Origin of the sequence: Alicyclobacillus hesperidum subsp. aegles, assembly GCF_027923525.1 — a bacterium.
In the GTDB taxonomy this organism is placed as follows: Bacteria; Bacillota; Bacilli; order Alicyclobacillales; family Alicyclobacillaceae; genus Alicyclobacillus; species Alicyclobacillus aegles.
In genome coordinates, this window is record NZ_BSBJ01000004.1 from 114,396 (window position 1) to 139,960 (window position 25,565).

The following is a 25,565-nucleotide window of genomic DNA, read 5'->3' on the forward strand; positions in this document are numbered from 1 at the left end:
CTCACGGGCGCCTGATGCACTGTATCGTATCACCAAATCGGCACGAACCCATCGATTTCGTGCAGGACTTCATCAATCGCACGCAAGGTGTCCGGTGTCAATTCCAACTCCACCGACTTGACGTTCTCTTCCACCTGCGCAATGCGGCTTGCCCCAATGATCGCCGATGCAACGTTTTGTTGACGCAATGTCCAGGCAATCGCCAATTGCGATAGCGAGGCTCCCAGCGACTTTGCGATGTCCTCCAGTTTAACCACACACGTCAGCACATCGTCGCGCAAATAGCTGCGAATCCAGTAATTTGTATCATCGTTTGCAGCCCGGCTCTCACGAGGCACTTGGCTACCTGGACGGTACTTACCGGTGAGAACGCCTTGCGCTAACGGCGAAAACACAACCTGCCCGACGCCTAATTGTGCACAGGTCGGCATGACGTCCTTCTCGATATAGCGGACGAGCATATTATAAATCGGTTGGTTCGAAATGATCGGGTGGAGATTGCGTTTATCGGCAATTGCGATGGCTTGTCCAATTTGGGCCGCCGACCATTCGCTGACGCCCGCATACAAAATTTTTCCTGACCGAATCAGATCGTCCAAGGCATACAGCGTCTCGTCCAACGAGACGGTGGGATCGAACCGATGGCACTGATATAGATCGATATAATCGACACCTAACCGTTGTAAGCTCGCTTCACACTGTTCGACGATGTGTTTACGCGACAGTCCGCGGTCGTTAGGCCAATCTCCCATGGGAAAGTATACTTTCGTCGCAAGGACATACGACGATCTCGGATATTTGCGCAATGCTTCACCAACGACCAACTCGGCTTGACCACGATTGTATGCGTTTGCCGTATCAAAAAAGTTGATACCGAGTTCATAGGCGCGATCGATACAGGCGATAGCCGTTTCGCGCTCCGTAGCGTTGCCGTATGTCAACCAACTGCCGAGGCCCACTTCACTGACGCGCAGCCCACTACTTCCAATTTGACGATACCTCATGAGATCACCCTCTCGAAAGCATGCATGTGATTTTCATATTGTAAACGGTTCCGCCAGAATCCGAAAACATTGCTTCTCCCAGCATAGCGTGCTACGTTCGTAGAAGACGTCAAATCACCGATGGCAATTGCCCCCGAGCCCTCAGCTTAAAGGAGCCTATGCCCATGATTCGAGGCATCGTGTTCGACTTCGATGGAACTTTAATCGACACCGAATCTGCCTGGTACACCGCCTTTTGCGATCTCTACCAGCAACATCAGGTAGAGCTTCCACTTTCCTTGTATGCACAATGTATCGGGACAACCCATGATGCATTCGACCCAGTCGCACACCTGATCGCATCTGCAGAAATGCCCATCACCAAAAGCGAGATCGAGCGGTTTATTCAGCGCCGTCACCATGAGCTTATGCGTGAAAAAAGCTTGCGTCCCGGAGTGAAGAAAACCATAGAAACGGCTCGTACACTTGGCCTGCGCATCGGCCTTGCAACGAGTTCACATCGGGCGTGGATCGATCCGTTTCTCGAACGTCTGGGCATCGCGGATGCCTTCGATTGCATTCGCACCGCGGATGATGTCAAACGCGTCAAACCTGATCCCGCCCTCTACGATCTCACCCTTGCCTGCCTTGGACTAAAGCCAGATGAGGCTGTTGCCATTGAGGATTCTCCGAACGGCGCCCTTGCAGCCGTACGTGCCGGTATGCATGTACTATGTATTCCAAACGATGTCACTCGCCAGCTTCCGTTCCCCGAAAATTGCAACCATGTATCGTCTTTGGACGAGATCGATTGGCTAACCTGGCTGCAAGAACGAAACCGGTAGGATTCGTGGCGATACAAAAACCCGGCCGCACATGCCGCCGGGCTTTGCCTGCTTCTTCAGTTTGCCAAATGACATGTGACCGAGTGCTGACTGCCAACCAATTTGCGCTCTGGTTTCTTTTGACGACACACGTCAGTTGCAAAGGGACAACGCGGATGGAATGTGCATCCGCTGGGCGGGTTAAATGGCGACGGTATTTCACCCTGAATCGATGTCAGCGCCTGACGTTTGTCCGTGTCTTCCGGCATCTTCAAAATGGACTGCAGCAACACCTGGGTATAAGGGTGCGTCGGGTTGGCGAACAACTCTTCGGCCGGACCCTGTTCCACCACTTCACCGAGATACAACACGGCTACTTGGTCACTGAGGTATTCAACTACGGCCAAGTTGTGCGAAATGAAGATATACGTCAGATTGAAGTCCTTTTGCAGTTCTTGCAACAGTTGAATAACCTGAACCTGAATCGACACGTCCAACGCCGAGATGGGTTCGTCGCATATAACCAGCTTCGGATTTAACGACAGCGCACGGGCGATACCAACGCGTTGCAACTGACCACCTGACAACTCATGCGGAAACGCGTACTTCACCACGGTTGGCAAGCCGACGCGTTCAAGCAGTTCGTCGACGCGCTTTTGCCGCTCCGCCTTGGTTCCGATATTGTGAATCGCCATTGCGTCCTCAATTGCAGCGCCTATCGTCATCCGTGGACTCATGCTAGCTTGCGGATCTTGAAAGATAATCTGCATATCTCGGCGCAACGGGCGCATCTGTTTCGGTGTCAGCTTTGTGATGTCCTGGCCGTTAAAGACGATACGCCCCTCGTTGGCATCGAGCAGGCGAAGCACCAACCGCCCAAGCGTCGATTTGCCTGAACCACTTTCGCCGACGAGTCCCATCGTCTTGCCCGCGTCCAGCTGGAACGACACTTTTTCAACCGCATGCAGTTCTCGACCTTGCACGCGAAACCGCTTGGATACTTCCTCAACTTGCAGCAATGGACTAGATGGCATGAGCGAGGACCTCCTCCGCACGATGGCATGCGACATGGTGATTGGGACTGATTTCCCGCAGTGCCGGTAACTCCGACCTGCATCGCTCTGTGGCAAACGGGCAACGCGATGCGAAGGAACAGCTCTTGGGCGGTTCAGTGAGCGTCGGTGCCATGCCAGGAATCGGCGACAATTGGCGATCGCGCTGGCCTATTTCGATAATGGAATTCTTTAATCCCATCGTGTACGGATGAGCGGGTTGGCGCAGAAACTGACGAGTGTCCGCCATTTCCATAATCTGTCCAGCATACAGAACGATGATCCGGTCGCAGAAGTTGGTCGCCACACCAAAGTCGTGCGTGATCATCGCAATGCTCATCTGCTTTTTTCTACGTTGTTCTTGCAACAGGGCAAGAATCTGCATTTGAACGGTCACATCAAGTGCCGTCGTCGGCTCGTCCGCAATCAGCAGTTGCGGTTCGCAAGCGAGCGCGATCGCAATCATAATGCGTTGGCGCATTCCTCCTGAAAACTCATGCGGATAATTGCGAAAACGCGCTTTGGGCTCGGGAATGCCCATTTCATGCAAAAGTTGCAATGTGCGTTCAAACGCCTCGCGGCGTCCAGCGTATTGATGCGTCAACATGGATTCCATGATTTGATCGCCAATCCGCATGACTGGGTTCAAACTCGTCATCGGATCCTGAAAGATGACACCGATGTCGCGCCCGCGAATATCCTCCAACTGCCGAGGGCGCATCTTGAGAAGATCATGCCCCTGAAACTTTGCAGTTCCCGCCATAATCTTTCCGTTTTCCCGAATGAGGCCGAGGGCGGACATCAAGGTCACCGATTTGCCGGATCCGCTTTCGCCCACGATGCCAAGAGCTTCGCCTTCGGCGATGGAAAAGCTCACGCCGTTGACGGCGAATACCTCGTCTTCACCGCGATCGAACTGCACGCGTAAATCGTCAATTGCCAATAATGCCTCTGCCATCTCACATGCCTCCTTTCGGATTGAACGCTTCCTGTAAGCCGTCGGCTACAAATAGGAAGGATAGCAGCGTGATGGCGAACACACCGGCAGGGAAATAGAGCAACCATGGGAAGCCGAGGATATTAGCGCCTGCCTGGGCTAGCATATTACCAAACGATGGCATAGGTGGGTTTAAGCCCATGCCCACAATGCTCAATCCTGCTTGCGCAGTCAAATCGTACGGTATGCCAAAAGCCAGTGACACCACCATGCTTCCGACGACGTTAGGAAACATGTAGCGACGCGCAATGTGCCACTGGGGCGCTCCCAAGGCGCGAGCCGCTTCCACCATCTCGCCATTTCGCATGGAGAGGACCAGCGAACGAATGAGACGGGCATAACCCGCCCAACCAGGGACACCGATGGCGAGAATCATCGGAAAGATGCCCTTGCCGAGCAGTACCACTAGAATGAGGGCGAAAAAGAACGACGGCAACGCAAACATGAAATCGACGGCACGCATGACAATCATGTCGATGATGCCTCCGGACAAACCCGCCCATAAGCCCAGCACAATGCCAATAAGGAAACTCACGCAGGTCGCGCCAAGTGCAATCTCAAGCGCGTATCGAACGCTGTACAAGATTTGGCTGAAGACGTCGTACCCCACCGTGTCTGTACCGAACAAGTGCTGCCACGATGGCCCGGAATGCATGTGCAGAAAATCTGCATAGGTATAGCTGTACGGCGCAATCCAAGGACCGATAATCCCTATTATGAAAAAGAGAATGACCCAGCCGAGTCCGGCCACCGCAAAACCATTGCGACGATATCGCTGCCACGCGCGGTACATCGGCGAATTCTTCCGTGCCCGGCGCACTGACTGCTGGGATTGTGATACGGCAATTGCCACGTGAACATTCCTCCTATCCCGGCTTTGTCACCTGCGCAACGCGGCACTCACTGCAATTTGACTCTTGGATCCATCACCGCGTATATGACGTCGACAGCCAAATTCGTCAACATGATGGTTGCGCCCAAAATGAAGACCGCCGTGATGGCCAATGGGAAGTCAAAGTTTGTGAACGCCGTCGAAATCACCTTGCCGAGACCGGGTATGGCAAAGATGTTTTCAACCCATACAGTACCGACCACCGTGAATGCGAACTGAGGACCGATTACGGTGATGAGCGCGGTGAGCGAGTTCTTTACCCCGTGTTTAAGAACAAGAGGCCAATACTTGACACCCTTTGCTTTCGCAGTACGAATAAAATCCTGCCGCATGGTTTCGATCAGGCTACCTCGCATGTAGCGGGCTACCACACCGATATTTCCTGCAGCAAGAGACACCACGGGCAACACAGCTTCCGGAACGGTTCCCCATCCTGTAACAGGAAGCACATTTTGCCACACCACACCAAAGAGCAATACGAAGATAACCGCCAAGACGAACGACGGAATAGCCTGGCCGAACATAGAAAGAGTCGTGACCAAGTAATCAACCCACGTATTTCTCTTAATTGCAGCAATAATACCCATAGGTATGCCCACAACTACGGACAAAACCACCGATGAAAAAGCTAGAATCACACTGATAGGCAGAGCCGTCTTCAGCTGGGACATGATGCTAAGCGTCGGATTTTGCATTGAATTACCAAAGTTAAGCGTAAAAGTATGCCACTCGTAGAGAAGCACCTGATGCCAGAGTGGAAGATTTAGGCCATACCGGAGTTGAAACTGCTCCATGAGTTTCTGGTAGGCAGCCGGATCCTGAGCTGCAAGCGGAGCGAGCGACGACGCAAGCTGCGTCGTGTTCATGAACCCTCCCGGCGAGCAATACATCATGATATACGAGATGGCAATCACAGCCGCGAGCGTGATCACAATAGCCACAAAGCGCTTGGCGAAAAATTTGGCATAGAACATCGCTGGCCTCCTTCCGAAGCGCCCGTGGGCAAAGCCCACGGGCCGTCTTTACGCCACCTTACTTCGTGGACAAGTACTGGAATTGATAGAAGTTGCCCCACGCCCACGGGTTCGGTTGAGCACCCGTCACAGTCGAGCGTTCCAGGTAGTAGGTCTGGTTGTAGTACAAAGGAATGACCCATCCCTGCTGCATGAGCGAAGTCACGAGTTTACCTGCCCAAACGGCAGCTTGAGACGATTGCATGCTGTTCTGCTCATAAGCCTGCCACATGCGCCAATCGCGCTCTTGTGCGGACTCCTGCGTATCCCAATACACCTGCAAATCAAGCGCGCCGGTGTTGGTTCCACCGAGTGTCGTCGTGGCCGACTCAGGCGCAACAAACTCCCAAGCGAGGACATATGCGCCATGCTTTGCGCTGGCAGTCTTCGCGGACTTCCACTGCGCGACAATCGAGTTCCACTGCTGTTGCAACGACGGAGTACCCGGCGGGCTTAAGATAGCGCGCCACTGTGCGGGTTGTTCCTTCGTCCACTTCTCAATGATAGGAATGTCCTTTTCGACTTCCTTCTGAAGTGGGATCCAGTCATTCCAGCTCACACCGGTATTCGCATTCTGCGGGTTTCCATACTTCTGGACCGAGGTGGGATCATACGGTGTGTTGTACCACGGCAGAACGTGTTGGACCTGCTGCGGCGTCCATCCATAGTCGCCCGGGAAGTAGATGCCCTGGCTTGCCTGAATGTCCATGTTTGCAGGTTCAAACCAGTTCACAGCACCAGCGGCGACCACAAATCCAGGCTGAATCCCCTTAAGCGGCCCTTCCCACACAAGCGCGCTGTAATTGGTCTGGTTCTCCTGGATGATCTTCGTTTGGATGCCCAAGTTCTGTTGCAGCTCTTGAGAAATAGCTTCTGCTACAGGTACGCCTTGTTGGTTGACGTCTGGTACCGGAGCATATAGGTACAACACGGGTAAACCCTTGCCGTTTGGATAACCAGCTTCCGCAAGCAGTTTCTTGGCCTTTGCCACGTTTTCAGGCAACCCAGTCTCGTACTTCTCGGCGGGCCAACCTGGGGTCGCAAACTTGTTTGTCACACCACCCATGTTGTTTAGCACGTCTTGAACAATGGGTTGGCGCTGCACTGCCATAGCTATCGCTTGACGAACCTTTGGATTGTAATACGGCGACGAAATCGCCGAGTGATCCCATTCCAGGTACTCAATGCTGTAGTCGGGCGCAGTATGCAGTTCTTTGCTGAGATTGTGCGTCTTAATATATTGGAAATCCGACGAAGAACCTACTAACGCGACGTCCAATTTGCCCGCCATGAAATCTTCAACGGCAACCGTTGTGCCCGGAACCAGGTTGATGACCTTCGCGTTGCCGTGATTGACTTCACCCGGATGACCGACATATTTCGGATTCGGAACCAAGGTTATCGTGCCGTTCGGTGTAAACGATTTCACGATGTATGGACCATCGCCGACAAAGTTCTGTGGTAAGTACCAATCGGTCGGATGCGCATTGACGGTCTTCGGGTCAAGTGGCATGGACCCTGAGACGGCGAGTTCGCCCAAGATATAATGGGGCGTGGTCGTCGTAATCTGCAATTCATAGTTGTTTACAACCTTGATGCCAACCTGACTTGCCGGTACGGCACCAGAGTGATATTGATACGCATTTTTGACATTGTTCAGAACGCTTGCCCAAAGCTGCGCCTGCGAGTTGGCTGGATTCAGCTGGCGCATCCAAGCGTAGTAGAAGTCCTGGGCCGTGACAGGATCGCCATTTGACCAGCGCGCATCCTTACGCAAATAGATGGTCCATGTAAGCCCGTCCTTGGACAGAGAATACCCCGATGCAATCTTCGGTACAATCTGATTTTGTTGGTTGTACCCGTAGAGACCTTCGAGGATAGTACCCTGATCCACAAGAATCTGCGCCGCCCATTGCGAAGGATCCAGCGACGAGATACCCGGAGGTGACGGATATGTGATGGTCACCGAGCCACCCGCATTGGAAGCCGAGTGCACGAGCACCGATGCCGATCCGCTGGCGTTATTTGCCGTGTTATTTTGACCATGCACGGACGTCGCACAACCAACGAGGCCACCGCTCGCCATGAGTACCGCCACTGGAAGTTGCCATTTCCTTGTCTTTCGCTTGCCCATTGTGTTCACTCCTTATCCACACCACTCGTCTTTGCTAACGCTTTCATAGACCCCCGTACTCAATCAGGTTCCTTCTGCATCGCCAGGTCTGGCTGTTTAACCCCCCCATTCCCACTTCGTTGCTTAGGAACCAAGGTACCCAAATCGATTTGCACTAGGACAAAAAGATTCGGTTCCTACCAACAACATAAAATCGGCCCAACCCAAAATCAATAGTCCTTTTATGTGGTTATTGTCTTTGGTGAGCCCGAACGCAGCAAGCACGTTTCGAATCCAAATCGATTTGTGCTTACAGATTCGTTGATGCTTCAAACATAAAATTGGCGCAGGGCGAAATCAATAGTCTATTTCGTCAATTATTGCTTTTCTCTTCACTCTTCTTGTCCTGGTTTGTTGAAGGTCACAAATCAGGACAAGAAAAGTTCAAAATCACAAGCTGGTGCAGATAGGCAAAACAGGTCGTGTAACGAACGTTCAGGCACCCACAAAATGAGAAACCACAAAGACGGCTGGCGAGTTCCAGTAGACAGCCACTTCATTGGTCGAATAACTTTCTTCGTGATCGAGAAAACATCGTGCTGCAGGCTGGCCCTGCAGACGTTCGCGGGCCACTGTATCTTGCAAATTGCGATTGGGGCCACCGGCCAACATGCCTGGCACAGGGGCCTCGACTGTATCAGCCACCGATGGACGATGGTGAGGATGAAGGAGCTGCTTTCTCCCATAGCCTGAAACGTAGCACTGTTGTAAGGCATTTTCGCCCAGCACGTAATGAACAGTCTGTAAAGCTCTGTCGACGTACAGATCTGAAGGTTCCAGCGCGTGTGCAATAAGCAAGTGCATTCCACAATTTAACAAAACCATGTTGCTTCCCCAAATGTAATCCTGCTCCGCGAGCGGAATACCAAATGCCGTACGTGCACCAAGGCTGACCAACCTATCCGCCTCTGTCAGCCAAGCTTTGCGCAGATGTTCCCAAACCTGCGCCTGCGTAAAGGCACGATCCGCCCGCAAATACGCAATTGTGCCGTAACCGCCAACATCAGCCCAGCCTAGCTCAGTCAGGGAAAACCCTCCACTTGCGAAGGCCTGCAAGCATGCCTGATGATAGCGATCTTCTCCCGTCGCTTGCAAAAGCGAAGCCGCTGCCCAGTAGTGTTCATCGCTCAGCTTCTTATCGCCATACTCGCCTGTGGCTACGCCATCCGGATTGTGAAACGGTTCGGCGTCATGACTCGTGCACCATTCGTAGGCCCGCTCGGCAGCGTTCAAACACCGGGTTGCGAAATTCGCATCAAACGCCCGATAGATGCGGGCCGCATGGGCAAGCGCAGCCGCGAATGTCGCAGTAGCTGCGTATGAAATCGGCGAGAGCACCAGTTCCCCATGATCGTCCTCAGGCATCGTTGACAAAGGAGGGAACCGATAAGTTGTGACCTTGTGATAGACACCTCCCGTCTGCTCATCCTGCATACGCAACATCCAATCGAGTTCAAAGCGAACCTCACTGAGCACATCAGGCAAGCCCGATCCCGACTCCGGGATGCCTACCGGGCTCATAAATGCCTTCGGATAGAATTCATAGGCGAGCAACAAGTCCGCAACCGCTTTCGCTGCAGGCACAACGTATTTCCCGTAGTCCCCAGCGTCATGCCATCCGCCGTGACAGTCGATACGCCGCGATGGTTCGGCATACACATGTGCCTTTTCCGCGTGACAAGCCGCATGCGAGAAGTCGCCGGCGTGCTCAGCAGACAATTCGACGCCACAGCGCTGAAAGTAGAAAAACTTCTGTAAGCCTTTATGCAGATCTGCATACACATCAGGATGAATGGCCAAGGAGACCGATTGTCCTATGCCCGGCACTGTGAGTTGATATGTGCCGACTTCGGTGACGTCACTAATGTCGCCGATGTACACCTGCACTCCGGTTGCCCTGTCGTCTCCGAATGCCTGCAATTCGCCAGCGAAAACCTCGCTGCCATCCGCCCGGAAGACGACAAACGCCCCACCGCAACCGCTTACACAAAAGCGTTTTCGATCCTGTGGACGATAGCCCAACTGGTTTATATGTATTGCTGCTTGCATAGTCGCCTCCATATCGCCCATTCGCCATAAGCTTATTTTCGTGATTCCTTCCCTATCATACACGTGATAGCAAGCAAAGGAAATGTACGAATGCAAGCTTGCACAGTCACGAAGGGCGCAACCGTACCCAAACCAGGTTTCCAGTCCCGCCCTCGTGAAACACCATACTTTGTTTCCGACCTATCTGCCTTACCCGATTTCGACCATGCGCTCGAGAGCAATGCGCGCCCGCTGCGCCGTTTCCACAGGCACCGAAATGATCGTGCGCATCTCGACGAGAGACGCAAGCACCTTCTCCAGCGTGATCATTTTCATGAACGGACAAATGGCCTTGCGATTGGCCGGAATGAACCGTTTGTGCGGATTCTGCCGTTCCATTTGATGCAGGATTCCCACTTCAGTGGCCACGATGAACTCGTCCTGCCCCGACGTTTTCGCTCGCTCCAACATGCCGCTTGTCGATAGCACGTGTGTGCGATCCGCCGGCAATTGTCCTTCTGCGAGCAGATACATATTGGAAGTTGAACACCCGCATTCTGGGTGGATCAAAAGTTCAGCCTGCGGATGCGCAGCCAAGGTATCGGCAATATCCGCCGGAGCGATGCCCGCATGGACGTGGCACTCACCGAGCCAAATGTGCATGTTCTCGCGCCCTGTCATCCGCTTGACGTACGAACCGAGAAACATGTCTGGGCAAAACAGCACTTCTTTATCAGCAGGAATGCTGCGTACAACGTCGACTGCGTTGGCCGATGTGCAACAGTAGTCGCTTTCTGCCTTCACTTCCGCAGATGTGTTGACATACGAGACAACCACCGCACCTGGGTGCTCCGCTTTCCATGCCCGCAATTGATCAGCCGTGATCGAATCGGCCAAGGAACAGCCAGCCTCTGCATCCGGCAGGAGTACCGTTTTCTCGGGGTTTAAAATCGCCGCTGTCTCCGCCATAAAGTGGACGCCACAGAGGACAATCACGTCTGCCGATGTCTTTGCGGCAGCACGCGCCAATGCCAGGGAATCGCCGAGCACGTCAGCGACGTCCTGCACCTCGGGCAGCTCGTAATTATGAGCAAGGATCAGCGCGTTGCGCTTCTCTTTCCAAACGCGGATTTGTTCCAACAACGTACCTTGTTCGACTGTCATCGCCATCCGTATACCGTCTCCTCACTTCGAATCGTTGTACTTCTCGACTTCACAATCTCGCTGCTATGCGCAAAGGCGAGCTTTGGCATGGGGTAATCCGACCGAAAGTGGGCACCGCGGCTTTCCTCGCGTGCCATGGCCAGCTGCGAAATCAACCATGCCACGCACGCGGCTGCCGATTGCGGCCGCTGCCTGGCGAGATCGAGCAATGTATGGTGTGCTGCCAACAAGCCCGTACCCGTTCGCTCGATCCCGACGCCATTCCACATTGCCTGTTGCACTTGTGACAAGACCGCCTCCGATTCGACGGCACAAATCCGCGATTCGACATCGGCCTCGGGCAATCTCGGCGCGCATGGCGCATGGCGCATGGCTTGGGCGAACAACTTCGCCATAACGACGCACTCCAAAAGAGAATTGCTCGCTAGCCGATTTGCGCCATGAACCCCGGTACACGCAACCTCCCCCAAGGCAAACAGGCCGGGAACCGAGGTCTCGCCGTTCATTCGTGCGATCACGCCGCCCATCATGAAGTGTGCAGCGGGCGTGACAGGAATCGGCGACGTGATCGGATCAATCCCGATTTCCGAAAGCCGACGCGAAATGTTTGGAAACCGCTGGTCAAAATGAGAAACGCCCGTCGCATCGAGAAAGACGGGGCCCCTTTCGCGCTGTGCACGATAAATTTCGCGTGCCACGACGTCGCGCGTTCGCAGATTGTCGCTCCGGTTCGCGAACAGCGGTTTGCCGCACGCATCGACAAGTTGTGCGCCCGCCCCACGCACCGCCTCGGAGATGAGCAAAGCGTCGCCGCTTACATCGTTGACTACAGTTGGATGAAACTGTATAAATTCGAGATTACCCAGAACCGCTCCTGCGTGATACGCCAAGGCCAATCCTTCACCTATCGCCCCGGGCGGATTGGACGAATGTGGGTACAACCGTCCGGCTCCTCCGGTTGCCAGAACAACGGCTTTGCGAGCCCGCCAAAACGTCGTCTCGCCATCGCAGTTGGCGACAACGCCAATGGCCCTGCCACTGACGTCCTTCACCACGGCCTCGACGAAACTGCCTGTGATCATTCGCACACGTCCGTTCTCAGCCAAAGCGCCTGCGAGCGACTGTACGACCACGCGTCCTGTAGCGTCGCCATCGGCATGGACGATCCGCGAACGACCATGTCCGCCTTCTAAGCCAAGGCGCAGTTGGCCTTTGCGATCGCGATCGAAGGCAACGCCTGTGCCCACCAACCATGCGATGGCCTGCGGCGCCAGATCCGTCAACGTTCGCACGGCAGCGGGATCTGACAAACCTGCCCCTGCAGCCAAGGTGTCTTCCATATGCCAAGCCGCGCGATCGGCGGGGTGAACACTGGCCGCAATGCCACCTTGCGCGAAATATGAATTGGTGCCAGCGATGCCCGTCTTGCTTAACACGACGACATCGCTGTGTTCCGCGGCCGCCAATGCTGCCGCCATGCCAGCAAGCCCAGCACCGATGATGACGATGTCCGCCGTGTCCTGATTCATGGCTGATCCCCCACTCGCAAAGTCATGAACGGCTCGATGTCGAGGCCCACATCAATGCTTCGTGCCGCATGCGTCAAAGCGCCCATCGAAATGTAATCCACGCCTGTCGCCGCGACTTCTGGCAAACGCGACAACGTCATGTTGCCAGATGCCTCGAGTGTCACCCGTCCGTCCGACATGGCAACGGCCTGAGCAAGTTGGCTCGTCGACATGTTGTCGAGGAGAATCATATCGGGCTCGGCTGCCAGGGCCTCTGCCAACTGCTCCAAGGTATCGACCTCGACTTCGATTTTCTGTGCAACGCCGACTTGCGCACGCGCGCGCTCAATAGCCACGCGCACACCACCAGCCATTGCGATGTGGTTGTCCTTGATCAAAACCATATCGTCCAAGCCATGGCGGTGATTGCAGCCGCCACCAACAGCCACCGCGTATTTCTCAATGCTGCGCCATCCGGGTGTGGTCTTGCGCGTGTCGAGCAACCGGGTCTTCGTTCCGGCGATCAGATTTGCGGCATCGCGCGTCTTTGTCGCAATCCCCGTCAGTCGTGCCAAGAAGTTCAAGGCCGTCCGCTCTGCGGTCAAAATGGAACATGCCTTGCCCACAATCTCACAAACCGCCTGCCGATCCGCCAGGTCATCCCCATCGTGAGCCAAGTACGTAAATTGCAATGTGGGATCGACCGTGTGGAATACGCGTTCCGCGAGCGGCAAGCCAGCAATGCGACTGGGCTCCTTCACCCACACGACAGCACGGGCCTGTAGCGCCGGATCCACTGTGTACATCGTGGTGCAATCGCCTCGCCCGATGTCCTCTGCCAACGCCAAGCGAATGAGCTGTTCTGTATGAAAGTCGATCTGCAACGCTGCAGCCTCCTCATCTTCACAGTTACGAGTGTCTGACTTTTTGCTAGCTGTATATACAGTAGCATACACAGATTGGTTTTGCACTATGGAACCATTTGGGCTTTAAGAAGATCAGTTGACAATCTCCATACATCGTGTAAGCTCATACCCAGAACATATGTTCGTTTTTTGTGGGGAAGGGTGTTACGCCGTGTTGGAGGCTCCGCAATACGTTGACATGGCGGTGAAACAGGCGGTTCATAAAGTGCAAGCACCAAGCATGCCATTCGCGTGGTCGCTTAATCCTTATCGAGGATGTTCGCATGGTTGCGCATTTTGCTATGCGCGGTCCACGCATAGCTTCCTTGGATTTGCCGCCGATGACACATTTCGCAAACACGTCATGGTCAAAGCGGCGATACCAGAAGCTTTGGAGAGGCAGCTTGAGACGAAGTTGCGGGCCTGTGGTGGCAATCTTGAACGTCTGTCTACGTCGTTTGGCACACTGGCCATCGGCACCGCAACAGACCCTTATCAATCCATTGAAGCGAAGCGGGAAATCACGAGAAGTTGTCTGGAGGTGCTCGCAAAATACCAAATTTGGACGACCATCACTACGAGATCGCCTTTGATTCTACGAGACGTGGATATTTTGAAACGAATGCGGTTGGAATCCGTTCAATTGAGCATTCATACGCTGGATGGAGACATTTGGAGGGCATTCGAACCAGCGACACCCGCCCCCAAAACAAGGCTTGCCACCGTGCGCAAGCTCGCAGAACACAAGCTGCCGGTTGGCGTCTTCCTCGCCCCCATCTTGCCTTATATCAGTGACGGCGAGGCTCAAATGCATAGCGTGATCGAACAGGCTGTGGCACACGGAGCACACTTTGTTATGCCTTCCATACTGCGCCTGGCGCCGGAAGTCAAACCTTGGTTCTTCGACGCCCTCCGCCAAACGTACCCGCACCTGCTGGAGCAGTATGAAAAGTTGTACAAAACGCCATACGCACCACCGTGGTACCGGCGCCAGATCATCGCCAAGGCTACTGCCATGGTGCGCAGTTTGGGCGTAAACATCGAATCTGTACCATCGACGCAACCGGTCGCCAGGACACGTGAGCCGCAAAGTCGGCAACTCACGTTGCCCCTTTGAAATTGCATTTTCTGGGAAACGATATTTCTGTTGGCATTTACATGCCTATGTATTGAGCATACAGACTGCGGGCCCGGGCAGGATCGTCCGTGCCATGAACCAAGGCGCGGCCGTCTGGAAACACACTGATGGCAATTTCGCCGTGTTGCCAACGTAGCAAGTGCTCATTCACACGCACTTCGCCAAGCGCCCGCAGGCGTTCGGCGAGTCTGTCAAGTGACAATGGGCGGCTGGTGGTTGGACGCACCTGAACAGTCTGCCTGCCACATAGCGAAACGGTCAAAGCGCCTCTACTGCCCGCCAACGCTTGAAACTCTCGGTTTACGCAGCACGGACACTGCAGACTGGGCCCGCCGAGGGCGGTTTGATGAAACTCATTCTGCCACACGTCGACCTGGAAGATGGCGTCGCTGAGCGCATCCAGATTGCCTGTCAAATACTTAAGGGTCTCGGCGACCTGATAGGACGCAACCATCGCCACCACGGGTGCAATAACGCCCACCGTTTCGCATGTGTCGTGCCCACCCCCAGCATCTGGCCCGAGCAAACAAACAAAGCAAGGCGTTTGCCCAGGCCGGAAAAACGCCGCCGTTCCATGCGAACTGACGGCTCCCGCGTACGCCCACGGCAGGCCGTGTTTAACAGCGACGTCGTTCAACAGATATCTCACCTGAAAATTGTCCGATCCATCCACAATCACGTCGACATCGGCCAACAGCGATTCCGCGTTCCCAGCATGGACATCATCGACCACAGGCTCCACCGTGATATCGCTGTTTGCGGCACGCAGAGCCTCCGCCGCGGCAATCGCCTTCGGTCGCCCCGCCCTGGCGTCTGCCTCAGTATACAGCGACTGCCGTTGCAAATTGGACGGTTCGATAACATCGCGATCGATCACGCGCACATAGCCGACGCCTGCCCGCGCCAATTGGGCTGCTGACACAGTTCCCAGCGCCCCCATGCCGACAATCGCGATGCGAGCGGCGCGCAACCGCTCCTGTCCCGCGCCCCCGATGGGGCGAAATCGAATTTGCCGCGAATACCGTTCGTCGTTCATACCGTGACCCCTTTGTGAACCTGGCGAGTTCATACTTTCTTTCACGATTGCACTAGAGTAGCATCGGATCCGATACGTCCGGACTCTGGGCTACTCGGTGATGCAACGGCGGAACGTGGAATTCTGCCGGCCTGCCGCGCCAGCCAGCCCGCCTCCACAGCCATCGCCATAGCTCGCGCCATGGCGATTGGATCGCCAGCCTTTGCAATGGCCGTATTCACCAATACGGCATCTGCACCCGTTTCCATGGCAAGTGCCGCATCCGACGGGGCACCGATGCCCGCGTCGACGACGACCGGGACGCGGCCTGCGACCACATCCACGATTCGCGCAATACGCTCGAGACTTTCGAGTCCTTGTCCGGTGCCAATGGCGGAAGCAAAAGGCATGATGGTGGCGCAGCCGACATCCAGCAGGCGACGTGCCACTGTGTGGTCGTCTGTCGTGTACGGCAGGACCACGAACCCCTCCTTTACCAGCTGTTCCGCCGCCTCCACCGTTGCAATCGGATCAGGCAGTAGCGTGCCGTCATTCGGGATGACCTCGAGCTTCACCCAGTTCGACAAGCCGGCAGCGCGCGCTAAGCGCGCCGTGCGAACGGCCTCTTCGGCAGTGTGGCAACCCGCTGTATTAGGAAGAAGCGTATATTGATGCAAATCGATATAGGACAGTATGGACTCCTCGCGGGCATCCAAGTTGACACGCCGCACTGCAACCGTGACAATTTCGGCACCGGAAGCCGCAAGTGCCTCCCGCATCTGTGGCAACGATGCATACTTTCCCGTGCCCACCATCAATCGTGATCGAAACGACTTGCCTGCAATCGTCAACTGCTCCATCGTCGATATTCCTCCTTTGTTTATGTTAACCACGCCAAGCGTCTTGCTTAGCCCCCACCGACAAAGCGCACCACTTCGAGCACGTCGCCTTCTACGAGCACGGTTTCTGCGAACGCGCCGCGCTCAAGCACCTGTTGATTATGTTCGACGGCTACGCGCTCCTCCGCCAGATTCAACTGCATGAGCAGTCCGTCGACCGTGATCCCAGTTGGCACGTCTATCAACCGGCCATTGACAATTACTTGCACGCGAATCACCTCCCTATTTGCACGGTCTGTGCAGCATGAAACGGCTGCCAGCGCTCCGGCCAGCCGCGGCCTGTGGCAGCCGCTGCCACCATCTGCGCCGTAACGGCTGAGAGTAAAATGCCATTGCGAAAGTGACCAATGGCAATCATGAGTCCCGGCAGCCCTGGCAACTCGCCGATACGTGGTTCACCGTCGGGCGAACCGGGGCGCAATCCCGTCCAACTCTGCAGAAATTCCGCATGGCTAAATCCTGGTGCGATCTCGCGCAAGGCTTCGCTCAATGCCGAGATGGCTCCAATCGTGACATCGCGGTTGAAACCCGCGTCACGCTCCTCGGTTGCGCCGACAACAACTGTCCCATCTCGTTTTGGCACAAGGTACGTGCCGCCGACGTAGACCGTACGCTGCAAGGAGGTCCCAAACGGTGGGCGGATCGACAGCATTTGCCCTTTCACCGGTTGAATCCCCCAGGTATAGCCCAAGGGTCGCAGCAATGAGGAAGACCAGGCACCAGCCGTAAGCAGTACCTTGTCTGCATGGAAACGATCCGTTGCGGTTGTCACCGCAAAGGTTCCACCAGTCTGGGGTGAAATGGCCAATACGGGAGATCCCTCGCGCACGTCACAGCTCATGCCAACCGCTTTGGCCAACGCTTTTACCAGCCGCGGCGCGCTTACATTGCCGTCGTCCGGCAAGAATAATCCTCCATACACAGGACGAATGACCGGCTCTGCTGCTTGAACCTCCGATGCGTCCATCCACACAGCCGAATCGCCTGCCTGCCTCTGCCAATACGCTCGTTCATGAAGCAACGTCGCGTCCGCCTCTGTGTACGCGAGTTGCAAAATCCCGTTGTGGACGAGTTGTGCATCAATGCCCGTGAACTCCAGCAACTCCGCGACATAAGTAGGGTACAAGGCGCGGCTCTCGCGACAGAGTTCATAAAACGGCCCTGGGCGATGCGCTTCCAGCTGTGCACCGAGCATGCCTGCCGCGGCACTGGACGCCTCACCACCCAAACGCCCTTTGTCGACGACGAGCACTTTCATGCCGGCCTGGGCAAGACGCCAAGCACTCGCCATGCCAATGGCACCGCCCCCCACGACGACCACATCGTAGCCAGCGGTCATCATCTATCCCCCCTACCTATTGTCATCGTTGGGAAAGCAACCTTTGGCTCTGCGTTCGCATCCTCCATCGCCTCTTTCAGCCGCGCCGCCGCGTCGCGAGGATGATCGGCGGACAGTACCGCACCGATCACTGCGATCCCGCTACACCCAGTCGCCAGTACATCGCGAACGTTGTGCGTATCGATGCCACCGATAGCAATAACCGGTATCGAAACAGTCTCCACTACTTGCGCCAACGCGCGCAGTCCCTGTGGTGGAAGCCCGGGATGAGATGCACTCGGGAAGATGTGGCCAAAAGTGACATAGTCCGCACCCGCGCGTTCCGCCGCAACGGCCTCAGCAACGGCATGGACAGAGCACCCTACGAAAAAAGAAAGGTTGAGCCGCTCGCGCACATCATGCACTATTTTCACAGGAAGCGACTTAGCAGCCAAATGCACACCATCCAGTTCCGCCGCGATCGCGATATCGACACGGTCATTGACAAACAGTTGCGGATGGCAATCCCTGTCGGCTAATGCCGCACGCAACTCACGAACCAGGTCATACGTGACGGAAGCGGGCGCCTTTTTATCCCGTACCTGCAGCACGTCCGCACCACCCGCAGCCGCTTCGGCAAGCGCCGAAACCAATGGAACCGCTCCGTTGCGGGTTCTGTCACTCAATACGTGTAAAACAGCCGCCATATTGTCACCTCGACAAAAAAGCCGTACCCAAAGAAACGGGTACGGCAGGTTTCCACTTTGAACCTCACAAACGCATCCTGAAGCCAAATCTATGCAATTGCCAAAAACGTCATACCATCATTTCGAAAGGACGTCAGTCAGCACCGGCACAATTTGTTTCTTGCGCGAAACGACACCCTTCAAAAGCGCTTGGTGATCGACCAATGTCACGCCATAGGCCTGTTCGACCGCATTGGCTGCCTTACCGAGCGCGATGCCCACAGAATCGTTATTCAAAATGTCGGTGACGACGAAGAAGAACAGATCCAGTCCTTTTTCCGCAATCACGTTCTCCAAGGCCGCTTCCAACTCTGCTTTACGCGAAAGGACGTCGTTCACGTCGACCGCGTTGACTTGCGCGATCTCGACCTTGTAGCTACCCATCTGAAATTCTTTCGCGTCGAGTGAAATAAGTTCTGCGATGGTTTTCTGACTGAGGTCAGCACCTGCCTTGAGCATCTGCAGCCCGTACTCTTCCAGACGCACACCAGCCTTGGCTGCTAATTCGCGCGCTGCAGTGACATCTTGCTCCGTGCAAGTAGGCGACTTAAGCAACAACGTATCGGAGATGATGGCGGAAAGCATCAGACCCGCCATCTCCTTGGGCACGTCTACCCCGTGCTCTTTATACAACTTGTTCAGGATGGTCGCCGTGCAACCAACCGGTTCCGCACGATAATAAAGTGGGTTGGCTGTCTCAAAGTTGGCGATCCGGTGGTGGTCAATCACTTCGACGACCTCCACCTGTTCAATATCTGCAGCACTCTGTTGACGCTCGTTGTGATCGACCAAGATAACCTGTTTGACCTCGTTGGCGACAGTCTCGACGAAGCGCGGCGCAGCGACGCCGAAATGATCCAGGACGAACTGCGTCTCTGGGTTTGGATTGCCTAGCCGCACCGCCTCGACGTCCTCGCCCAGCTGCGCCTTTAAATGTGCATAGACAATTGCCGACGTAATGGCGTCCGTATCTGGATTTTTATGACCAAAAACGAGCATTTTTGCCATACCTCAATACTCCTTCACGTTATGTAGTAAGCACTAACGTAGAGTATATCAGTTTTAAGCCTATCTCTGCATTATCAATGACCATTAACCATTCGGTTCGGGCTTTGCGGCCACTCTTTCGGCATACGAGGAATTTGCCCCTTGAAATCGAGATTTCCCCATCCAAAGGATGGCCAACATGGTCACCCCAGCCGGAATCAAGTCCCAAAGAAATGTGGTATGCAAGGACGCATTCATCGCGTGGGCTAGCTTCTCGACAACAGGACCGGGAATCTGACTTCTCGTCGCAGGCGTGAGGATAGCCCTCGGGTCCATGCCTTTAAAGCGACTGGAATACATGCCCATACCACGAAAGGCAGTGGCCACATCCCGTTGAAACGCATGCTTTTGCACCACGCCATAGATGACGATTCCAACCGCCATGCCCAACTCGCGCACAAACGCGTTCGTCGAACTAGCAGCACCGCGATTCCGGGCATCAAAGTCGCCCATTGCGGCCATACCAATCACCGAGAAAAACGGCCCGATGCCAAAGCCCACCATCAACATCTCGAGCAACAACTGCCAAGTTGGCGTTGCGGCGTCCAAGTGGCTGAGAAGGTAGATACCTGCAAAGAAAAGCACACAAAACGGCCACAAGACATTTCGATACGTTGTCCGTCCCGCAAGTTGCCCGGCAAACGGCGCCGTAAACGAAGACCCAAGCATCATCGGCAACAACTCTAGCCCAGCTGTCATCGCCGATCCGCCGCGAACCCCTTGGATATAGATGGGCACGTAGACAACCGCGACAATGTAGGCACTGCCACTTAAGATGCCAACCACGTTGCTGCTCGCAAAAGCCCGTTTGCGGAACATGTGAAAGGAAACGACCGGTTCGCGAGCTCGCCGCTCATTGACGAGGAAAACAGCAAACAGAAGTATCGCCACGACAAACCCACCGATGATTTCGGGCGAGTTCCACGGATACTCCGCACCGCCAAATTCGAGCGCAAACATAAAGGCCGCGACCGCTGGCACCAGCGTGATGATGCCCAACCAGTCAATCATCTGCTTGCCATGTCGCTTCGACTCGTGGTAACCCAAGGTGACAAGTGCAAAGGAGACAATTCCAATCGGCACGTTGATATAAAAGACCCACCGCCAGCTCATGTGCTCTGTGATATAGGCACCCAACAATGGACCGAAAATGCTGGCAATCCCGAACACCGCTCCGAACATCCCGGAAAATCTGCCCGATTGCTCCGGCGGGACGATGTCGAAAATGATGGTAAACGCGATCGGCATCAATGCACCACCGCCAACCCCTTGAATGGCGCGGTACAGCGCCAGTTGGTCCATGTTCTGAGCCGTGCCGCAAAGAATGGAACCGAGCAGAAAGGCAATCAATCCAAATGCAAAAAAACGCTTGCGCCCATACATGTCAGAGAGCTTTCCGAAAATCGGCATACCTGACATCTCGGTCAACATATACGCGGCTGTGATCCAGACGATTTTGTCCAAGCCGCCAAGGTGGGCGACGATGTTTCCGGTCGCGGTGGCCACAATTGTATTGTCCATGGCCGAAACGAAAATGCCAAGCAGAAGTCCCGCGATCACAAGGCCCAGGCGCGATCGCTCACTGTTCATGCAAAACTCTCCCTTCACATCGACACCTACGATCCACGCTGCTCACAAGATGCCACGTGCGCCCGAGGATGACATGCATACTCCGTTTTATACTCGATCTTGTCGATGTCGCACCCAAGGCCAATGCGGATTCTGTCTCCACGTACGATATGCGCCTTCGTGTATGTCAACATCACGTCGTCTCCCTCAATCACGTCCGCCGTCAACACGTGCCGTACACGTCCAAAAAGCGGTTTTTTCAGTGAAACGCGCAGCGAGCCACAGCCAATCTCCCGAACGTGACAAGGCCCGTACAGACGCACATCAATGGTTCCTGCATTCAATAAGCCATCGATGGAAAACGCGCCGCGCGACAAAAACTGCTCCACTTCGCAGTCACCGTGAACGGTCAATTCCCCCATCACGCGAACACGATGGCCACGCAATTGGCCACCAACATCCATCTGCCCCATGATGTTGGCGTATCCCACCTGCACATCGGCGTGCGTTTGAAACATCCCCATGACGCGCAACAATTGGCACTCCATATCGCCCGTCGTCACAGCTTCGCCCATCACGTTAATATGGTTATACGATCCGCCGGATGTGGTGGAACTACCCATGACGCGCCAATTTTTTACCGGTTCAGCCTGCATCGCATTCACATCCTGTATTCATCTTTCGTGGGACACATGGTCGCCTACACTTACACTTGCACGATCTCGCCGACCCTCGCACCGTGTTGCCGCTTGAATTCCTCGCGATATTCAACTCGTTCCACATAAACGCCATGACCAACTGTAATCCGGTTGCCGCGAATTCGCTTGGCGACGACATTCTCCACATAAATATGGTCGCCCTCGATCATATCGACCACCAATTTATGTCGACGTGCAAAAAAGCCATGCCCCCGCTCGATGCGCAAATCCGTACAACCGATTTCCTGTACTCCAGATTTAGCATGCAGACGAATATGAATCTTTTCCGCGTTGATAAGCCCTGAACTGTGCAACTGTCCTCTACAGAAAAATGCCTCAGCCTCACACAAGCCGCCTAAACGAAGCACACCATTACAGTCGATGCGTTCCGCCCGCACATCTTTTGCCAACTGAGCGATTCCGCGCACCTCAATCTCTCGCGCAACACATTCCGCCCCAACGTGCGTGCGTCCGTGTATATGGATGACTTCTGCGTGAACCGCATTTTGCAGCCGAGAAGATCCGTGCATGCGAAGCGTCTTCTGCACGTCACAAACGCCACTTATGTTCATAGATCCGTGGATGTCAGCCGAACCAGCCACAACATCGCCGAAAACGTCCGCTTTTCCGTGAAACGCGGCCGTTTCGGCTCGGAGATTGCCATGCACTCGAACAACGCCGTGCGCTACGCATTGCTCGCACACTAAGTCGCCGTCAATGGTGCTTAGACCCTCAAGGTGTACCATTCGATAGATACCACCCATAGCCGACCCATTGCCGGACAAATGGAGATCATGAGCCGCCTCTGTCTGCATGCTGCGCCCCCTCACATCAACCTTAGTTTGACATCTTCAATGCACTCGCTCACATCCGCGTCAAACACCAATTTTGCATCCGGATCGATGACTAACTGACCACCCGCACCTTGAACCACCCAGACGGACACCCCGAGCTTACGAACACAGGCAATCCGCATCCGAAAGTCAGAAAACATTGTTATGCTCTGCTCCAGAGTTCGCAAGGCATTTCGAGCTTCGTCCAAACCCACATTTCCACTTGCAAGTGCGCGATGCACAACACTTGCAAACACCACGTCCCGAAATGAGCAAACCTTCGTATTCGGATGCTCAAGCCGGTAGACGCGCCATGCCTGCTCCGACACGATACTCCTTTTCACCATGTCTTCACCGCTCAGCGCGATGTCCGCCGGATCCGGAGAAAATCTGCGAGCAAGCTCATCGAGAGATAAATCGTCCTTTAATTGCTTAATTTGCTCGATCCGGCTGAGTATCTTTTCCCTCGGAAAAAAGGTCTCCTGGCCTGTAAACGTCGATTTGCGGATAAACCATTCCTCCGGAATCAGATCCTTTCGCTTCCATCGGTACAATTGACCGTATGAAATCCCCGTTAAATCGAGCAACTCCTTTTTCGAGATCAACTCCTGTTCCACACCACCATCTCCTGTGCAGAATCATCGTAACATAACATTGTTATACACACAATAAAAATCTGCACATTAGTTCCCAAGCATAAAAAAGCCCGCCATGTCGGCGGGCTGAGAACCTTCGCAATAGCACCACGCAATTGGTGGTACAATTACTTGTTCGAAACGGTCCAGTATTGCATTTCCGGAACACCAGTTGCACCGTTGTAGTACGGCAGAACGTTGTGTACGTTCGGTGCCACGACAGCCAAGGTTGCGACATTGACACCCCACAGGAACGGCAACTGCTTAGCCGTGTACATTTCGTATTGGTAGAAGTGCTGCATCGTTTCCTGCTGTGTTGCATACGGAACGTGGGTAGCGTTGATCAAAGCGTCTTCCTCTTTATCGCTATAGCCGGTGCCCGAAGGCGCACCCGTGTTGAACAGACCTTCTCCGGACGGATAGAAGCCCGGTCCGTTGTATACCCAACCGGAGCCCGTAGCTAAATCCCAACTGTAGTCTTTCGGGTTGCTCGTCTTCGATAGGAACGTCATAAACTCTTCGCCCTTAAGCGACACTTTGACCCCGATTTGCGCCCAATCCTGTTGCATTAACTCGGCTGCGTCCAGCGAAGACTGATTGCCCGTCACATACATCAGCGTCAGATTCAGCTTCTGATTACCCTTCGTCATCACGCCATTGACAAGCTTCCAACCGTGCGATTCGAGCAATTGCTTTGCCTTGGTTGGGTTGTACGGATAAAGGTTGTTTTCCGCCGGATCATAGAACTGCGTTCTTGGCGTACCCGGAATCGGACCCGACAGCGGTTCAGCAAATCCTTTGTAGATGCTCTTCGCAATCGTGTTATTGTCGATGCTCATCTGCAGAGCCTGACGGACATACAGTTGATCGAAGACACTCGCGTGTGGTGCCCCCGAGTACATATTCATCTCCGTCCAGAAGATTCCAAATGGATATTCTGGCGTAATACTGTCACCCAGCGAGGTCAGCGCAGATTCAGATCCCAACTGGGATTGATCCAGATAACCAACGTTGATTTGACCGCTGCGCAGAGCCGCGAATTCAGCAGCGTTAGAACCTTCGTACTGGAAGACAATCTTGCTCACCGTGCTCTTGTGTCCAGCGTAGCTGGGGTTCGGCGCAATGACCCAATCCTGGCTCGACTTCGCGCTGACCGGCTTAAACGGACCGTCAACGACCTTGTCAAACATCAAGTTGGTTGCATTGGCACCCAAGTACTTGATTTCATCCTCAATGTTGCTCTTGACATCCATATACGAAGCCGGAAGCGGCGTCAATTGAACAATGCCGTTGTATTCAAACCATTGCTGGTTGGCCGGTTGCTTCAAAGTGATAGTAACCTCATACTTCCCTGTGGCCTGAACGCTCTTGATGCCATCCGGAATATCGCCTGTGCCGACGCCCACAAACGGCCAAGGAGCTGGGGCGTTTTTCGCGGAGGCCGCCTTAATGACGTTCCAAGTAAACAGAACATCCTTCGATGTAACAGGTTGCCCGTTCGACCATTTCCATTTCGGATTTATGAAGATGTGGTACACGGTTCCTTGTTTGTTGTAGGTGATCTTCTGAGCTATCGAATTATTCCAGTTGATTGAGTAGTCGTTGTTCAACTGCAGCATTGGGATATATAGCTGATCGACCAACTGTGAATTGTAGAGTGAGTCGTTTGCCGCGTTAAAGATTGGCAAAAACCACGTCAGGTTTGTAGCAGGCGGCAATGCAAATTCGATCACGCCGCCAGTCGCCGTGCTCGCTGCCCCTGTTGTCGCCGTGTTCGTTGCGCTCTGATTTGCTGGCGTTGAATTGCCGGACGTGTTGCTAGCGCCGGTCGTTCCACATCCAGCGACACCCAAAACAACAGCAGCCGCCGCGGCCGCAGACATGAGAACCCGTTTCTTTTTCTGCACCATTTGTACCTCCCAGAAAATCGTCATACCAATCTGTAAACTAATTTAACAATTCACTCTCCGCACAATCCGCCAGTTTCATCGGAAGACGCGGATAGTTCAGATAAACCTAGCTCATTGTAAACTTTCGCGAATAGTTTTGTAAAGATCGTACTGCATTTCGTCAAGACAAAGAAGTTTTCGTCTGAACTTTCGTAAAATAATCATACATGGACCTGTAT

The 25,565-nt window shown here is 54.3% G+C and carries 23 protein-coding genes; 2 read left to right on the top strand and 21 right to left on the bottom strand.

All coding sequences use genetic code 11. From position 1 onward, the window contains the following. Window positions 1-29 precede the first annotated feature (29 nt). Window positions 30-1,004 carry an aldo/keto reductase family protein gene (locus QMF38_RS02535; RefSeq protein WP_281758563.1) on the bottom strand — a complete coding sequence of 325 codons (975 nt, stop codon included), beginning with the start codon at window positions 1,002-1,004 and terminating at the stop codon, window positions 30-32. Window positions 1,005-1,168: 164 nt separating this feature from the next. On the opposite strand from QMF38_RS02535, the gene QMF38_RS02540 reads away from it, so the two are divergent. Continuing rightward, a complete protein-coding gene (locus QMF38_RS02540; RefSeq protein ID WP_281758564.1) occupies window positions 1,169-1,828 on the top strand; it encodes an HAD family hydrolase in 660 nt (219 codons plus the stop codon). Window positions 1,829-1,884: 56 nt separating this feature from the next. On the opposite strand, the gene QMF38_RS02545 is transcribed toward QMF38_RS02540, so the two are convergent. From QMF38_RS02545 to nadC, 9 genes are all read right to left on the bottom strand, one after another. Then, the gene (locus tag QMF38_RS02545) at window positions 1,885-2,841 is read right to left on the bottom strand and encodes an ABC transporter ATP-binding protein (RefSeq protein ID WP_281758565.1); all 957 of its coding nucleotides are present in this window, start codon (window positions 2,839-2,841) and stop codon (window positions 1,885-1,887) included. Continuing rightward, the gene (locus tag QMF38_RS02550) at window positions 2,831-3,817 is read right to left on the bottom strand and encodes an ABC transporter ATP-binding protein (protein WP_006447132.1); all 987 of its coding nucleotides are present in this window, start codon (window positions 3,815-3,817) and stop codon (window positions 2,831-2,833) included. The genes QMF38_RS02545 and QMF38_RS02550 overlap by 11 nt, the downstream gene beginning before the upstream one ends. 1 nt (window position 3,818) lies before the next feature. Next, on the bottom strand, window positions 3,819-4,709 hold the full coding sequence (locus QMF38_RS02555; RefSeq protein WP_232302132.1) for an ABC transporter permease: 891 nt from the start codon (window positions 4,707-4,709) through the stop codon (window positions 3,819-3,821). A 47-nt stretch (window positions 4,710-4,756) separates the two neighbouring features. Further along, complete coding sequence (locus QMF38_RS02560; RefSeq protein ID WP_006447130.1) at window positions 4,757-5,722, bottom strand: ABC transporter permease; 966 nt, start codon at window positions 5,720-5,722, stop codon at window positions 4,757-4,759. Between the two features lie 58 nt (window positions 5,723-5,780). After that, window positions 5,781-7,895 carry a peptide ABC transporter substrate-binding protein gene (locus QMF38_RS02565; RefSeq protein ID WP_281758566.1) on the bottom strand — a complete coding sequence of 705 codons (2,115 nt, stop codon included), beginning with the start codon at window positions 7,893-7,895 and terminating at the stop codon, window positions 5,781-5,783. 474 nt (window positions 7,896-8,369) lie between these two features. Then, window positions 8,370-9,983: a glycoside hydrolase family 9 protein gene (locus QMF38_RS02570; RefSeq protein ID WP_281758567.1), complete on the bottom strand. Its 1,614-nt coding sequence runs from the start codon at window positions 9,981-9,983 to the stop codon at window positions 8,370-8,372. A 189-nt stretch (window positions 9,984-10,172) separates the two neighbouring features. Beyond that, complete coding sequence (nadA, locus tag QMF38_RS02575; RefSeq protein WP_281758568.1) at window positions 10,173-11,132, bottom strand: quinolinate synthase NadA; 960 nt, start codon at window positions 11,130-11,132, stop codon at window positions 10,173-10,175. Continuing rightward, the gene (gene nadB / locus QMF38_RS02580; protein ID WP_281758569.1) at window positions 11,123-12,655 is read right to left on the bottom strand and encodes an L-aspartate oxidase; all 1,533 of its coding nucleotides are present in this window, start codon (window positions 12,653-12,655) and stop codon (window positions 11,123-11,125) included. The genes nadA and nadB overlap by 10 nt, the downstream gene beginning before the upstream one ends. Continuing rightward, window positions 12,652-13,518 carry a carboxylating nicotinate-nucleotide diphosphorylase gene (nadC, locus tag QMF38_RS02585; protein ID WP_281758570.1) on the bottom strand — a complete coding sequence of 289 codons (867 nt, stop codon included), beginning with the start codon at window positions 13,516-13,518 and terminating at the stop codon, window positions 12,652-12,654. Before nadC ends, nadB begins: the two co-directional genes overlap by 4 nt. Before the next feature lie 193 nt (window positions 13,519-13,711). On the opposite strand from nadC, the gene QMF38_RS02590 reads away from it, so the two are divergent. Beyond that, complete coding sequence (locus QMF38_RS02590; protein WP_281758571.1) at window positions 13,712-14,656, top strand: SPL family radical SAM protein; 945 nt, start codon at window positions 13,712-13,714, stop codon at window positions 14,654-14,656. 37 nt (window positions 14,657-14,693) lie between these two features. Here the strand turns inward: QMF38_RS02590 and QMF38_RS02595 are convergent, their stop codons facing one another. From QMF38_RS02595 to QMF38_RS02645, 11 genes are all read right to left on the bottom strand, one after another. Continuing rightward, on the bottom strand, window positions 14,694-15,713 hold the full coding sequence (locus QMF38_RS02595; RefSeq protein ID WP_281758572.1) for a ThiF family adenylyltransferase: 1,020 nt from the start codon (window positions 15,711-15,713) through the stop codon (window positions 14,694-14,696). Between the two features lie 41 nt (window positions 15,714-15,754). Beyond that, entirely contained in the window at window positions 15,755-16,552 is a 798-nt protein-coding gene (locus tag QMF38_RS02600) for a thiazole synthase (protein WP_281758573.1), read from the bottom strand. Between the two features lie 47 nt (window positions 16,553-16,599). After that, complete coding sequence (gene thiS, locus QMF38_RS02605) at window positions 16,600-16,800, bottom strand: sulfur carrier protein ThiS (RefSeq protein ID WP_281758574.1); 201 nt, start codon at window positions 16,798-16,800, stop codon at window positions 16,600-16,602. A 5-nt stretch (window positions 16,801-16,805) separates the two neighbouring features. Further along, on the bottom strand, window positions 16,806-17,930 hold the full coding sequence (thiO, locus tag QMF38_RS02610) for a glycine oxidase ThiO (protein WP_281758575.1): 1,125 nt from the start codon (window positions 17,928-17,930) through the stop codon (window positions 16,806-16,808). Beyond that, entirely contained in the window at window positions 17,930-18,616 is a 687-nt protein-coding gene (gene thiE, locus QMF38_RS02615) for a thiamine phosphate synthase (protein ID WP_281758576.1), read from the bottom strand. Before thiE ends, thiO begins: the two co-directional genes overlap by 1 nt. 117 nt (window positions 18,617-18,733) lie before the next feature. Beyond that, on the bottom strand, window positions 18,734-19,663 hold the full coding sequence (locus tag QMF38_RS02620; protein WP_281758577.1) for a manganese-dependent inorganic pyrophosphatase: 930 nt from the start codon (window positions 19,661-19,663) through the stop codon (window positions 18,734-18,736). A gap of 84 nt (window positions 19,664-19,747) precedes the next feature. Further along, the gene (locus QMF38_RS02625) at window positions 19,748-21,292 is read right to left on the bottom strand and encodes an MDR family MFS transporter (RefSeq protein WP_281758578.1); all 1,545 of its coding nucleotides are present in this window, start codon (window positions 21,290-21,292) and stop codon (window positions 19,748-19,750) included. 26 nt (window positions 21,293-21,318) lie between these two features. Beyond that, on the bottom strand, window positions 21,319-21,927 hold the full coding sequence (locus QMF38_RS02630; RefSeq protein WP_281758579.1) for a hypothetical protein: 609 nt from the start codon (window positions 21,925-21,927) through the stop codon (window positions 21,319-21,321). A 50-nt stretch (window positions 21,928-21,977) separates the two neighbouring features. Then, entirely contained in the window at window positions 21,978-22,784 is an 807-nt protein-coding gene (locus QMF38_RS02635; protein ID WP_281758580.1) for a bactofilin family protein, read from the bottom strand. An 11-nt stretch (window positions 22,785-22,795) separates the two neighbouring features. Further along, complete coding sequence (locus QMF38_RS02640) at window positions 22,796-23,419, bottom strand: YhbD family protein (protein ID WP_281758581.1); 624 nt, start codon at window positions 23,417-23,419, stop codon at window positions 22,796-22,798. 146 nt (window positions 23,420-23,565) lie between these two features. Beyond that, the gene (locus tag QMF38_RS02645) at window positions 23,566-25,347 is read right to left on the bottom strand and encodes a peptide ABC transporter substrate-binding protein (protein WP_281758582.1); all 1,782 of its coding nucleotides are present in this window, start codon (window positions 25,345-25,347) and stop codon (window positions 23,566-23,568) included. Between the last annotated feature and the right edge of the window lie 218 nt (window positions 25,348-25,565).

Excerpts from the sequence above, each read along its gene's own strand:
- QMF38_RS02535 (WP_281758563.1), bottom strand. The coding sequence starts at position 1,004 with ATGAGGTATCGTCAAATTGGAAGTAGTGGGCTGCGCGTCAGTGAAGTG.
- QMF38_RS02540 (WP_281758564.1), top strand. The coding sequence starts at position 1,169 with ATGATTCGAGGCATCGTGTTCGACTTCGATGGAACTTTAATCGACACC.
- QMF38_RS02545 (WP_281758565.1), bottom strand. The coding sequence starts at position 2,841 with ATGCCATCTAGTCCATTGCTGCAAGTTGAGGAAGTATCCAAGCGGTTT.
- QMF38_RS02550 (WP_006447132.1), bottom strand. The coding sequence starts at position 3,817 with ATGGCAGAGGCATTATTGGCAATTGACGATTTACGCGTGCAGTTCGAT.
- QMF38_RS02560 (WP_006447130.1), bottom strand. The coding sequence starts at position 5,722 with ATGTTCTATGCCAAATTTTTCGCCAAGCGCTTTGTGGCTATTGTGATC.
- QMF38_RS02565 (WP_281758566.1), bottom strand. The coding sequence starts at position 7,895 with ATGGGCAAGCGAAAGACAAGGAAATGGCAACTTCCAGTGGCGGTACTC.
- QMF38_RS02570 (WP_281758567.1), bottom strand. The coding sequence starts at position 9,983 with ATGCAAGCAGCAATACATATAAACCAGTTGGGCTATCGTCCACAGGAT.
- nadA (WP_281758568.1), bottom strand. The coding sequence starts at position 11,132 with ATGGCGATGACAGTCGAACAAGGTACGTTGTTGGAACAAATCCGCGTT.
- nadB (WP_281758569.1), bottom strand. The coding sequence starts at position 12,655 with ATGAATCAGGACACGGCGGACATCGTCATCATCGGTGCTGGGCTTGCT.
- QMF38_RS02595 (WP_281758572.1), bottom strand. The coding sequence starts at position 15,713 with ATGAACGACGAACGGTATTCGCGGCAAATTCGATTTCGCCCCATCGGG.
- QMF38_RS02600 (WP_281758573.1), bottom strand. The coding sequence starts at position 16,552 with ATGGAGCAGTTGACGATTGCAGGCAAGTCGTTTCGATCACGATTGATG.
- thiO (WP_281758575.1), bottom strand. The coding sequence starts at position 17,930 with ATGACCGCTGGCTACGATGTGGTCGTCGTGGGGGGCGGTGCCATTGGC.
- thiE (WP_281758576.1), bottom strand. The coding sequence starts at position 18,616 with ATGGCGGCTGTTTTACACGTATTGAGTGACAGAACCCGCAACGGAGCG.
- QMF38_RS02620 (WP_281758577.1), bottom strand. The coding sequence starts at position 19,663 with ATGGCAAAAATGCTCGTTTTTGGTCATAAAAATCCAGATACGGACGCC.
- QMF38_RS02625 (WP_281758578.1), bottom strand. The coding sequence starts at position 21,292 with ATGAACAGTGAGCGATCGCGCCTGGGCCTTGTGATCGCGGGACTTCTG.
- QMF38_RS02630 (WP_281758579.1), bottom strand. The coding sequence starts at position 21,927 with ATGCAGGCTGAACCGGTAAAAAATTGGCGCGTCATGGGTAGTTCCACC.
- QMF38_RS02635 (WP_281758580.1), bottom strand. The coding sequence starts at position 22,784 with ATGCAGACAGAGGCGGCTCATGATCTCCATTTGTCCGGCAATGGGTCG.
- QMF38_RS02645 (WP_281758582.1), bottom strand. The coding sequence starts at position 25,347 with ATGGTGCAGAAAAAGAAACGGGTTCTCATGTCTGCGGCCGCGGCGGCT.